Source organism: Gemmobacter denitrificans (genome assembly GCF_036964905.1).
Lineage (GTDB): Bacteria > Pseudomonadota > Alphaproteobacteria > Rhodobacterales > Rhodobacteraceae > Gemmobacter > Gemmobacter denitrificans.
In genome coordinates, this window is the sequence record NZ_JBALHR010000009.1 from 152,942 (window position 1) to 162,592 (window position 9,651).

At 64.5% G+C, this 9,651-nt stretch carries 14 protein-coding genes; 10 read left to right on the forward strand and 4 right to left on the reverse strand.

Going from position 1 to position 9,651, the window contains the following annotated elements; genetic code table 11:
• Positions 1-28: 28 nt before the first annotated feature.
• Positions 29-1,315 carry an urea ABC transporter substrate-binding protein gene (urtA, locus tag V6590_RS14725; RefSeq protein WP_335424409.1) on the reverse strand — a complete coding sequence of 429 codons (1,287 nt, stop codon included), beginning with the start codon at positions 1,313-1,315 and terminating at the stop codon, positions 29-31.
• 234 nt (positions 1,316-1,549) lie between these two features.
• On the reverse strand, positions 1,550-1,702 hold the full coding sequence (locus tag V6590_RS14730) for a hypothetical protein (RefSeq protein WP_335424410.1): 153 nt from the start codon (positions 1,700-1,702) through the stop codon (positions 1,550-1,552).
• A gap of 252 nt (positions 1,703-1,954) precedes the next feature.
• On the opposite strand from V6590_RS14730, the gene V6590_RS14735 reads away from it, so the two are divergent.
• The 9 genes from V6590_RS14735 (at position 1,955) to V6590_RS14775 (ending at position 8,326) form a co-directional block, all read left to right on the forward strand.
• Positions 1,955-2,770: an urease accessory protein UreD gene (locus V6590_RS14735; RefSeq protein ID WP_335424412.1), complete on the forward strand. Its 816-nt coding sequence runs from the start codon at positions 1,955-1,957 to the stop codon at positions 2,768-2,770.
• Positions 2,767-3,081: an urease subunit gamma gene (locus tag V6590_RS14740; RefSeq protein WP_335424414.1), complete on the forward strand. Its 315-nt coding sequence runs from the start codon at positions 2,767-2,769 to the stop codon at positions 3,079-3,081. The genes V6590_RS14735 and V6590_RS14740 overlap by 4 nt, the downstream gene beginning before the upstream one ends.
• Positions 3,078-3,635 carry a HupE/UreJ family protein gene (locus V6590_RS14745; protein ID WP_335424416.1) on the forward strand — a complete coding sequence of 186 codons (558 nt, stop codon included), beginning with the start codon at positions 3,078-3,080 and terminating at the stop codon, positions 3,633-3,635. Before V6590_RS14740 ends, V6590_RS14745 begins: the two co-directional genes overlap by 4 nt.
• 1 nt (position 3,636) lies before the next feature.
• Positions 3,637-3,963, forward strand: a complete 327-nt coding sequence (locus V6590_RS14750) for an urease subunit beta (RefSeq protein ID WP_335424418.1) — start codon at positions 3,637-3,639, stop codon at positions 3,961-3,963.
• Positions 3,953-5,650 carry an urease subunit alpha gene (gene ureC / locus V6590_RS14755; protein ID WP_335424420.1) on the forward strand — a complete coding sequence of 566 codons (1,698 nt, stop codon included), beginning with the start codon at positions 3,953-3,955 and terminating at the stop codon, positions 5,648-5,650. Before V6590_RS14750 ends, ureC begins: the two co-directional genes overlap by 11 nt.
• Before the next feature lie 7 nt (positions 5,651-5,657).
• Positions 5,658-6,122: an urease accessory protein UreE gene (locus tag V6590_RS14760; RefSeq protein ID WP_335424422.1), complete on the forward strand. Its 465-nt coding sequence runs from the start codon at positions 5,658-5,660 to the stop codon at positions 6,120-6,122.
• Positions 6,088-6,750: an urease accessory protein UreF gene (locus V6590_RS14765; RefSeq protein ID WP_335424424.1), complete on the forward strand. Its 663-nt coding sequence runs from the start codon at positions 6,088-6,090 to the stop codon at positions 6,748-6,750. Before V6590_RS14760 ends, V6590_RS14765 begins: the two co-directional genes overlap by 35 nt.
• On the forward strand, positions 6,747-7,364 hold the full coding sequence (gene ureG / locus V6590_RS14770; protein WP_335424426.1) for an urease accessory protein UreG: 618 nt from the start codon (positions 6,747-6,749) through the stop codon (positions 7,362-7,364). Before V6590_RS14765 ends, ureG begins: the two co-directional genes overlap by 4 nt.
• A 197-nt stretch (positions 7,365-7,561) precedes the next feature.
• Positions 7,562-8,326 carry a DNA alkylation repair protein gene (locus tag V6590_RS14775; protein WP_335424428.1) on the forward strand — a complete coding sequence of 255 codons (765 nt, stop codon included), beginning with the start codon at positions 7,562-7,564 and terminating at the stop codon, positions 8,324-8,326.
• A 5-nt stretch (positions 8,327-8,331) separates the two neighbouring features.
• Here the strand turns inward: V6590_RS14775 and V6590_RS14780 are convergent, their stop codons facing one another.
• Entirely contained in the window at positions 8,332-8,715 is a 384-nt protein-coding gene (locus tag V6590_RS14780; RefSeq protein WP_335424430.1) for a hypothetical protein, read from the reverse strand.
• A 126-nt stretch (positions 8,716-8,841) separates the two neighbouring features.
• On the opposite strand from V6590_RS14780, the gene V6590_RS14785 reads away from it, so the two are divergent.
• On the forward strand, positions 8,842-9,465 hold the full coding sequence (locus tag V6590_RS14785; protein WP_335424431.1) for a TetR/AcrR family transcriptional regulator: 624 nt from the start codon (positions 8,842-8,844) through the stop codon (positions 9,463-9,465).
• Positions 9,466-9,487: 22 nt separating this feature from the next.
• Here V6590_RS14785 and V6590_RS14790 read toward each other — a convergent pair.
• Positions 9,488-9,651, reverse strand: a 164-nt coding sequence (locus V6590_RS14790) for an ABC transporter ATP-binding protein (RefSeq protein WP_491546698.1), incomplete at its 5' end; no start/stop codon positions are given.

The window sequence follows — 9,651 nt, forward strand, 5'->3', positions numbered from 1 at the left end:
CAGGGAACCCACCCGCACCGGTCAGGGATCAGTAGTTCGAGGTCAGCTGCACGCAGGTCTTGGTTTCGGTGTTATACATGCCGCATTTCAGCTCGGCCCAGTCCGCCTCCAGAACCGCCGATTCCGGCAGGTAATCGGTCCAGGCATCGCCGGGCACCGGTTCGGTCTGGCTGATGATGTCGAACTGGCCATCCGCGCGGATTTCGCCAATCAGGACCGGCTTGGTCAGGTGATGGTTGGGCAGCATCTTGGAAATGCCACCGGTCAGGTTGGGGAATTCCTGCCCGATCATCGCCGCTGATACCGCATCCACATCGGTGGTGCCTGCGGCGGTCACCGCATTCACCCACATGTTGAAGCCGATGTAATGCGCCTCCATCGGGTCATTGGTGACGCGCTTGTCATCCTTGATGAAGGCCTTCCATGCCGCGATGAAGGCCGCGTTTTCCGGCGTGTCGGCGGACATGAAATAATTCCAGGCGGCAAGATGACCGGCAAGGTTGGTGGTATCCAGGCCCGACAGTTCTTCTTCGCCCACCGAAAAGGCCACGACCGGGATCGTATCAGCCGTCACGCCCGCTGCCGCCAGTTCCTTGTAAAAGCCGATATTGGCATCACCGTTGATGGTGGAAATCACGCCCACCTTCTTGCCATCGGCACCAAGCGCGACCACGTCGCCCACGATTTTCGACCAGTCGGAATGGCCGAAGGGGGTGTAGTTGACGAAAATGTCTTCCTTCGGGATGCCTTTCGAAATCAGATAGGCTTCAAGGATGTTGTTCGTGGTGCGCGGATAGACATAGTCGGTGCCCAGCAGCGCGAATTTCTTCACGCCCAGTTCTTCCAGATAGTAATCCACCGCCGGAATGGCCTGCTGGTTCGGCGCGGCCCCCGTGTAGAACACGTTCTTCGACGATTCCTCGCCTTCATACTGGACCGGGTAGAACAGAAGGCCGTTCAACTCCTCGATCACCGGCAGCACGGATTTGCGGCTTACGCTTGTCCAGCAGCCGAACATCACATCCACCTTGGACACGGTCAGCAATTCGCGTGCCTTTTCGGCAAACAGCGGCCAGTCCGAGGCCGGATCAACCACCACCGCCTCCAGCTTCTTGCCCAGAAGGCCGCCTTTGGCATTCTGCGCTTCGATCAGCATCAGCATCGTGTCTTTCAGGGTGGTTTCCGAAATGGCCATCGTTCCCGACAGCGAATGCAGCACGCCAACCTTGATGGTTTCGCCTTCGGCAAAGGCGATGCGCGGCATGGCAAGCGAGGCCAGGCTGGTTGCCAAAAGTGCGCGTCTGGTCAGTTTCATGGTGTCTTCCCCTGTTGATGCCCTGCGATTGCACCGCACTGGATGTGGCATGGCTGCCTGCAGGATCCTGTGTTCTTGTTCCAAGGCCGCAGGCTGCCTGATCGGGTTTGGCCTGTGGGTCCCGACCGGCTGATTGGGTGCGGGACAACGGAATGGCATCAGGGCACAGCGCGAATTCAACGCATCCCGTCCGGGGGGCCGCCGTTACGCCGCGTTTCTGTGCAGCTGCACAAATTACACGCCAAACGGAAATGCTGCAGCGCAGAAAGTAAGCGCATGGCGAATGGAATCGGCAAAACCGGCGCGCAGATTCACCGGGCGTGATTCGTGTCCGAGGGCCAGTGCAGCAGAATCCGACAGGCTTGCGACTGGGTTTTCGGTCGCCATCATCGGGTGGCATGGTCGGAAGCGGCGTCTGACACAGCGGCCCCATGCCCTTCTGTTGCCATGCGCGGATGCTCAAGGATTTGGCTTTCGCAAGCGCAACGGGCGATCTGTGCCGAGGCACCGTCCCAAATCCGATTGCATCGCAGGCAAACATCGCCCGGATTGCATGAGAAACAGGCAAGCCGCCACCACAGGCCCTGCGGCACGCGCTGCGGCTCGACCCGGCCCGGTTTGGTCGCCTAGCCTTGGGGCATGTTTGACACATCCACCCTTCAACGCAGCCACGGTCGCGCCCATGTCGGTTTTGCGGGGGGCGGCATTGTCGATCTGGCGCAGGCCGGATCAGCCCGCACCTTCGTCTTTCCCCGCCGCGCCTCGGGGCCTGAGGTGGTATTTCTGAACACGTCGGGCGGGCTGACCTCGGGCGACCGGCTTGATCTTTCGCTGGATCTGGGGCCAGCGCAGGCCATGCGGGCCACTACCCAGACGGCGGAACGCGCCTACCGGGCCGAGTCAGGCCCGGCGCGGGTGACGGTTCGGTTCACGTTGAACCGGGGTGCTGCACTGGATTGGTTGCCGCAAGAGACAATCCTATTTCAGGGTGCGGCGCTGGATCGGTTGACGCATGTCACGATGGCTGCGGATGCCAGCTATCTCGCGATCGAGGTGGTCGTGCTGGGCCGTGCCGCCATGGGAGAAACCGTCACCCAGCTTGCCCTGACGGACCGGCGCGAGGTCTGGCGTGACGGTCGTTTGGTGCTGTGCGATCCCTTGCGGCTGGATGCCGACAGTCTGATGCGCGGTAGCCCCGCATTGCATGGTGGCGCACGGGTGTTGGCCAGCCTGATGTGTCTGGCCCCCGGCGCGGCGGATGCCCTGCCTGCCCTGCGCGCGGCCCTGACCGGGCAGGGTGTCGAAGCTGCCGCATCGGCGCGCGACGGGCAGGTGGTCGTCCGGCTGCGTGCCGCCGATATCTGGGCAATGCGCGGCCAGATTGCGCGGCTGGTGGGCGTGCTGCGCCCCGGCCCGCTGCCGCGTGTCTGGCAACATGAAGGAGCTGCCGCATGAACCTGACCCCGCGCGAAAAGGACAAGTTGCTGATTGCGCTTGCCGCGATGGTGGCCCGCGCCCGGCTGGCGCGTGGCGTCCGGCTGAACCATCCCGAGGCGGTGGCGCTGATTTCGGATTTCGTGACCGAAGGCGCCCGCGATGGCCGCAGCGTCGCCGATCTGATGGAGGCCGGGGCGCATGTCATCACTGCCGCCGATTGCATGCCCGGCATCGCCGAAATGATCGAGTCGGTGCAGGTCGAAGCCACCTTTCCCGATGGCACCAAACTGGTGACCGTTCACCACCCGATCCGACAGGAGACGCCATGAAATACACGCCTCTCATCGCCGCTCTCGGGCTGATGCCCGGTGCGGCCCTGGCCCATTCCGGCCCGCATGGTCTTGGCAGTTTTGGCAGCGGCGTCGCGCATCCGCTGGGCGGGGCCGATCATCTGCTGGCGATGCTGGTGCTGGGGGTTCTGGCGACGCAGATCGGGGGGCGGGCCATGTGGGCGCTGCCGTCAACCTTCGTGCTGGCCATGTTGGCGGGGGGTATCGCAGGGGCGGCAGGGTGGGTGTTTCCTGCGGTGGAGCCGATGATCCTGGCCTCGGTCATGGTGTTGGGGGCGATGGTCGCGCTGGTGCGGCAGCCCGGCCTGCCGGTGCTGATCGGCGCTGTCGCCCTGTTTGGCGCGGCGCATGGCTGGGCGCATGGGGCCGAAGGTCCGGCGCAGGGTCTGGTTGCCTATTCTACAGGTTTCGTTCTGGCGACGGCACTGCTGCATGCTGCGGGTCTTGCCCTTGGTCGCGCGGCTCCGGCTTTGGCGCTGCGCCTGACCGGGGCGGGCACGGTGCTGGCCGGTCTTGTGCTGGCGGTGGCCTGACATGGGCAGCACCTTCATCCCCGGCGAAATCATGCCTGCCGAGGGCAGCATCACCCTCAATGTCGGGCGTCCCGCGATCACGCTGATGGTGGCCAATACGGGCGACCGTCCGGTGCAGGTGGGCAGCCATTACCATTTTGCCGAGACCAATCCCGGCCTTGACTTTGATCGCGATGCCGCGCGCGGCATGCGGCTGGATATCGCGGCTGGAACCGCAATTCGTTTTGAACCGGGCCAACAGCGCGAAGTGCGCCTGATCCCCTATGCGGGGGATCGGGCGGTCTGGGGCTTCAACAGTCATGTGATGGGGGCCCTGGATGCCGGTTGAAATTTCCCGCGCCGATTATGCCGCCATGTTCGGTCCCACCAAGGGCGATCGTGTGCGGCTGGGCGATACCGCGCTGGTGATCGAGGTGGAACGCGACCTGACGATCTATGGCGAAGAGGTCAAGTTCGGTGGCGGCAAGGTCATTCGCGATGGGATGGGCCAATCGCAGCGCACCCGCGCCGAAGGGGCCATGGATACCGTGATCACCAATGCGCTGATCCTGGATTGGACCGGGATCGTGAAGGCCGATGTGGGTCTGCGCGATGGGCGCATTGCCGGGATCGGCAAGGCGGGCAACCCCGATACCCAGCCCGGTGTCACGCTGGTCATTGGCCCCGGCACCGAAATCATCGCAGGCGAAGGCCGCATCCTGACTGCGGGCGGGATCGATTGCCACATCCATTTCATCTGCCCCCAGCAGATCGACGAGGCGCTTGCCTCGGGCATCACCACGATGATCGGCGGTGGCACCGGCCCCGCCCATGGCACCCTGGCCACCACCTGCACCCCGGGGCCATGGCATATCCGCCGGATGCTGGAAGCCGCCGACAGCCTGCCGATGAATATCGGTCTTGCGGGCAAGGGCAATGCCAGCCGCCCCGAGGCCCTGGTCGAACAAGTGCGCGCCGGGGCCTGCTGCCTGAAGCTGCACGAAGACTGGGGCACCACCCCCGCCGCCATCGACTGCTGCCTGACCGTGGCCGAGGCGATGGATGTGCAGGTGATGATCCATACCGACACGCTGAACGAATCCGGCTTTGTCGAAAACACGCTGAAGGCCATCGCCGGGCGCACGATCCATGCCTATCACACCGAAGGTGCGGGCGGAGGCCATGCGCCTGATATCATGCGGGTGGTGGGATCGCAAAATGTGATCCCGTCATCAACCAACCCGACCCGGCCCTATACCGTCAACACGATTGACGAACATCTCGACATGCTGATGGTCTGCCACCATCTGGATGCCCGCGTGCCCGAGGATGTGGCCTTTGCCGAAAGCCGCATCCGGCGCGAAACCATTGCCGCCGAAGATATCCTGCATGATTTGGGCGCGTTTTCGATCATCAGCAGCGACAGTCAGGCGATGGGCCGGGTGGGCGAGGTCATCACCCGCACCTGGCAGACCGCGCACAAGATGTCGGTTCAGCGCGGGCGGCTGGAGGGCGAAACGGGCGCGAATGACAATCTGCGCGCCCGGCGCTATGTGGCGAAATATACCATCAACCCCGCGGTGGCGCATGGGATCAGCGCCCATGTCGGCAGTATCGAACCGGGCAAGCGCGCCGATCTGGTGCTGTGGCACCCGGCGTTTTTCGGTGCAAAGCCCGAAATGGTGCTGATCGGCGGGCAGATCGTTGCGGCGCAGATGGGTGACCCCAACGCCTCGATCCCGACGCCGCAACCGATGGCGATGCGCCCCATGTTCGGTGCCATGGGCCGGGCGCGGCATGCGGCGGCGGTCACCTTTGTCAGCGCGGATGGGTTGGGGGCTTGTGACGGGCTGTCCAAGACGGCGGTGGCGGTGGAAGGCACGCGCGGCATCGGCAAGGCGGATATGCGGCTGAACAGCGCCACACCACTGATCGAGGTTGACCCTGAAACCTATGAAGTGCGCGCCGATGGTGCGCTTCTGACCTGCGCGCCTGCGACGGAATTGCCGCTGGCGCAGCGATATTTCCTGTTCTGAGGGCGCGATGACCATTTTGCTGCAGAAGGATCTGGGTCTGGCCGATTGTGTTCTGGCCGAAGGGCATGGGCGCGCGGTGGCCGGGCGGGTGGTGCTGGATTACGAAGGCCGCTGCTTGCGCCGCAAGCGACTGCAGACCGAAGAGGGGGCGACTGTGATGGTCGATCTGCCGCAGGTCGTCAGCCTGGGTGCGGGCGCGGCGCTTGGTCTGGCCGACGGGCGCGCGGTGGCGGTGATCGAGGCGCATGAACCGGTGCTGCGGATCGAAGGTGATCTGGCGCGGCTGGCCTGGCACATCGGCAACCGCCATTGCCCTTGCGAAATCCATGCCGATCATCTGGTGATCCGCGCCGATCCGGTGCTGGAGGCGATGTTGGTGCAGCTTGGCGCAAGGCTGGTGCGCGCTTTCGCGCCGTTCCGCCCGGAGGGAGGGGCCTATGGTCATGGACGCACCTTTGGCCACAGCCACTGAGGCGCGGCTGCGGATCGCGCAACTGCTGTCGCCCGCCTTTCCGACCGGGGGGTTTGCCTATTCGGGCGGAACTGAATGGGCGATGGATGCGGGCTGGCTGCGCGATGGTGCCGGGATCGCGGGCTGGATCGCCGACAGCCTTGCCCATGGCACGCTGTGGTTGGATGCGGTGCTGCTGGCGCTGGCGCTGCACCAGGATGCCGATCATGCGGCGCTGGATGATCTGGCCCGGGCGCTGTGCCTGTCTGCCGAGCGGTTGACCGAAACGCTGGATCAGGGCGCGGCCTTTGCCGGGCTGGCAGCGGGGCTGACGGGGACGGGGGGCGCACCTGCCGCGCTGCCGGTGGCCGTCGGGCGTGCCTGTGCCGGGCTGGGGTTGCCAAAAGCCGAGGTGATCGCGCTTTTCCTGCAGGGGCAGGCGCTGAACCTGATCCTGGCTGCGGTGCGCTTTCTGCCCCTCGGCCCGGCAGAGGGCCAGCGCATCCTTGCGGCACTGGCCCCGCAGATCATCGCCACGGCGCAGCGTGCGGCAGAGGCGGATGAACAGGCCCTTGGCACCTGTGCCTGGGGGGCCGAGATCGCGCAGATGCGCCACGAAACCCTGCAGACAAGGATTTTCCGCACATGACACATGGCCCGCTTCGCGTCGGTATTGGTGGCCCGGTAGGTGCTGGCAAAACCACGCTGACCATCGAACTGGCCCGCGCACTGGCGCCACGGCTGTCGATGGCGGTCATCACCAATGACATCTACACGCGTGAGGATGCCGAGGCGCTGATGCGCGCGCAGGTTCTGCCTGCCGACCGGATCCGGGGTGTGGAAACCGGCGGTTGCCCGCATACAGCGATCCGCGAAGATGCCAGCATCAATCTTGCGGCCATCGCCGATCTGACGGCTGCCTTTCCCGATCTTGACCTGATCCTGATCGAATCCGGCGGCGACAATCTGGCGGCAACCTTTTCGCCGGAACTCGCCGATTTGACGATCTATGTCATCGATACGGCGGCAGGGCAGGACATTCCGCGCAAGAAGGGGCCGGGGCTGGCGCGGGCAGATATTCTGGTGGTCAACAAGACCGATCTGGCCCCGCATGTCGGTGTTGATCCGGTTCTGCTGGAATCCGATGCCCGTGCAGCCCGGGCTGGCAAGGCCCTGGTGATGGCCGCGCTGCGCCATGGCAAGGGCATCCACGCCATTGTGGAATTCATCCTGCATGAAGGCGGGCTTGCGCCACGTGCATAGGCGCGCGCATGGGCTGCGATAACCCTTGTCAACTGCGCTGCTGATTGTGCGATAAAGGGCAAGACGGGTGAACAGGCAGTGCGAGGTGCGCTTTTGCGGAGTACAGTGATTTGGGCCGGTGCGATGCACGGGGTGCGTGACAGTCGGACAGTCGAACCCACCCCCCTGTTTCCCCGGTCAGGCGGGGGCCATTACCCATGGTGAAACAGTCCCGCACCGGCGCAGCCAAGGTGGCCGATGTCGCGCCCGACATTCTGGCCCGGCTGAATGCCGGAGAGATCGAGGCCGCGACCCTGTCGGAAAATCTGGCCACCGATCTTGCGGCGCTGATGGCGGCGGTGTTGCCCGAACTGGCCGGCGCGGCCGCACAGATCGACCCCAAGGCCGGCATCACCCGGCGCATGGCAACGGCGGCGCAGATCATCCATGACCATTCGGGGCTGGACCGTTTGGATTGGCTGGCCCGGCACCCGTCCGATCTTGTGCGCGGTTGGGGGGCCTATCTCGTTGCTGCCGATCCTGCCGGATCATTGCAGGCCAAGTTGCGCGCCATGCGCCCTTTTGCGGATGATGCGCATTTCGGGGTGCGGGAATGGGCCTGGCTGGCGCTGCGACCGGCGATTGTCGCAGAACCCGAGGTTGCCATTGCGGAACTGACGCCCCTGACCGGCGAAGCATCGGAGTATCTGCGTCGCTTTGCCTGCGAGGCGATCCGTCCGCGCGGGGTCTGGGCCAGCCACATCAAGCTGTTGAAAGATGAACCCCACCACGCTTTGCCGCTGCTTGATCCCCTGCGCGCCGACCCGTCACGCTATGTGCAGGATTCGGTTGCCAATTGGCTGAACGATGCGTGGAAGTCGCAGCCCGTCTGGGTGGAGGGCTTGTGCGACCGATGGGCCGCACAGTCACAGGCGGAGGCCACGTCCTATATCCGCAAGCGGGCCTTGCGGAACAAGAAGTAAGGCAGTCATTGCCCGGTCATGGCGGCCCTGCGGCGCGCAATTCCCGGCAGACCCAGCAGGACGGTTCCTGCCGCAATCTGACCGGTCAGGACGGCGGGCCAGATCAGCCCGATCTGCGGATCAAGATACTTTTGCGGTCCGAAGGACACCAATCCCGCCAAGGCCGCGAGCCCCGCCAGACTGCGGCCCGCAAGGCTGTGCGATGGCCCAAGGATCAGCGCCGCGCAGGCCGCGGATAGCGAGGCCGAAAGGAATGGCGCGATGCCGAACAGCGGTGTGGCGGCGGGAGGATGCGGGGCGACACCGGTATAAAGCGAGCCCAGCATCACGGTTTGCAACAGGATCAGGCAGGCAAGGGCGGCCTGCATGGGGCGGTCTGACGGGGGCATGGCAATTCCTTGAGTCTTGGGTTTCGGCGAAAGCGGTGCAATCGCCGTTGATCCGTAATTATATGTACACTTGTATTGATGCGTAATCATGATTACGGCTTTCGTCAAGCTGGTTCAGGGGGCCGCATGCGTGACGAAAGCAAATCCATCCGGCAGGAACAGATCGAACAGGCGGCCTATGCGGTTCTGGAGGAGAAGGGCTATGGCGGCACGTCGATGCTGGCGATTGCCCGCGCGGCCAAAGCGTCGAATGAAACGCTCTACAACTGGTATGGTGACAAGGTCGGCCTGTTTTCCGCGCTTGTCCGCCGCAATGCCGCCGAGGTGAAGGCGATGCTGGAAGACCAGATCGCTGCGGGCGGGGATGCGGTAGAAACGCTGCAACGGGTTGGGCCGGTACTATTGCAGATGGTCACCACCGACCGTGCCATCGCGCTGAACCGGGCCGCAGCAGCCGATCCAACGGGCGAGCTGGGTCTGACCATCGCCGCCGAGGGGCGCGATACGCTGGTGCCGTTGATTGCCAGGGTCATCTTGCGGGGCCGGGATCAGGGCTGGTTTGCCTTCACTGATCTCAACATGGCCTGCGAAACCTATCTGGCCCTGTTGATCGGGGATATCCAGATCCGCCGCGTCGTCGGCCGGGTGCCGCAGCCGGATGCCGCGACCTGCGCCGCCCGTGCCCATGCCGCGCTGTGCCATTTCGTGCTACTTTTCGGGGCGCCACCTGACCGCAAGCCCGGGCTCTAGTCGCGGGCCCCGAAACCGGCGATCACGCGGTGCCCGTATCGCCCAGACCGGCCGAAGCCTGACGCGCCCTGGCGTTTTTTCGTTTTTCGATGCGGTTTCGGATTGCGGCGGTGTCTGTGACGGGGGTGGCAGCGAAGAGGGATTGTGTGTAGGGGTGCTGCGGGTTTGCGAAGAGGGTTTCGCGGG

Bases quoted from the DNA above. Each gene is read 5' to 3' on its own strand.
- urtA (WP_335424409.1), bottom strand. From the start codon at position 1,315: ATGAAACTGACCAGACGCGCACTTTTGGCAACCAGCCTGGCCTCGCTT.
- V6590_RS14730 (WP_335424410.1), bottom strand. From the start codon at position 1,702: ATGGCGACCGAAAACCCAGTCGCAAGCCTGTCGGATTCTGCTGCACTG.
- V6590_RS14735 (WP_335424412.1), top strand. From the start codon at position 1,955: ATGTTTGACACATCCACCCTTCAACGCAGCCACGGTCGCGCCCATGTC.
- V6590_RS14740 (WP_335424414.1), top strand. From the start codon at position 2,767: ATGAACCTGACCCCGCGCGAAAAGGACAAGTTGCTGATTGCGCTTGCC.
- V6590_RS14745 (WP_335424416.1), top strand. From the start codon at position 3,078: ATGAAATACACGCCTCTCATCGCCGCTCTCGGGCTGATGCCCGGTGCG.
- V6590_RS14750 (WP_335424418.1), top strand. From the start codon at position 3,637: ATGGGCAGCACCTTCATCCCCGGCGAAATCATGCCTGCCGAGGGCAGC.
- ureC (WP_335424420.1), top strand. From the start codon at position 3,953: ATGCCGGTTGAAATTTCCCGCGCCGATTATGCCGCCATGTTCGGTCCC.
- V6590_RS14760 (WP_335424422.1), top strand. From the start codon at position 5,658: ATGACCATTTTGCTGCAGAAGGATCTGGGTCTGGCCGATTGTGTTCTG.
- V6590_RS14765 (WP_335424424.1), top strand. From the start codon at position 6,088: ATGGTCATGGACGCACCTTTGGCCACAGCCACTGAGGCGCGGCTGCGG.
- ureG (WP_335424426.1), top strand. From the start codon at position 6,747: ATGACACATGGCCCGCTTCGCGTCGGTATTGGTGGCCCGGTAGGTGCT.
- V6590_RS14775 (WP_335424428.1), top strand. From the start codon at position 7,562: ATGGTGAAACAGTCCCGCACCGGCGCAGCCAAGGTGGCCGATGTCGCG.
- V6590_RS14780 (WP_335424430.1), bottom strand. From the start codon at position 8,715: ATGCCCCCGTCAGACCGCCCCATGCAGGCCGCCCTTGCCTGCCTGATC.
- V6590_RS14785 (WP_335424431.1), top strand. From the start codon at position 8,842: ATGCGTGACGAAAGCAAATCCATCCGGCAGGAACAGATCGAACAGGCG.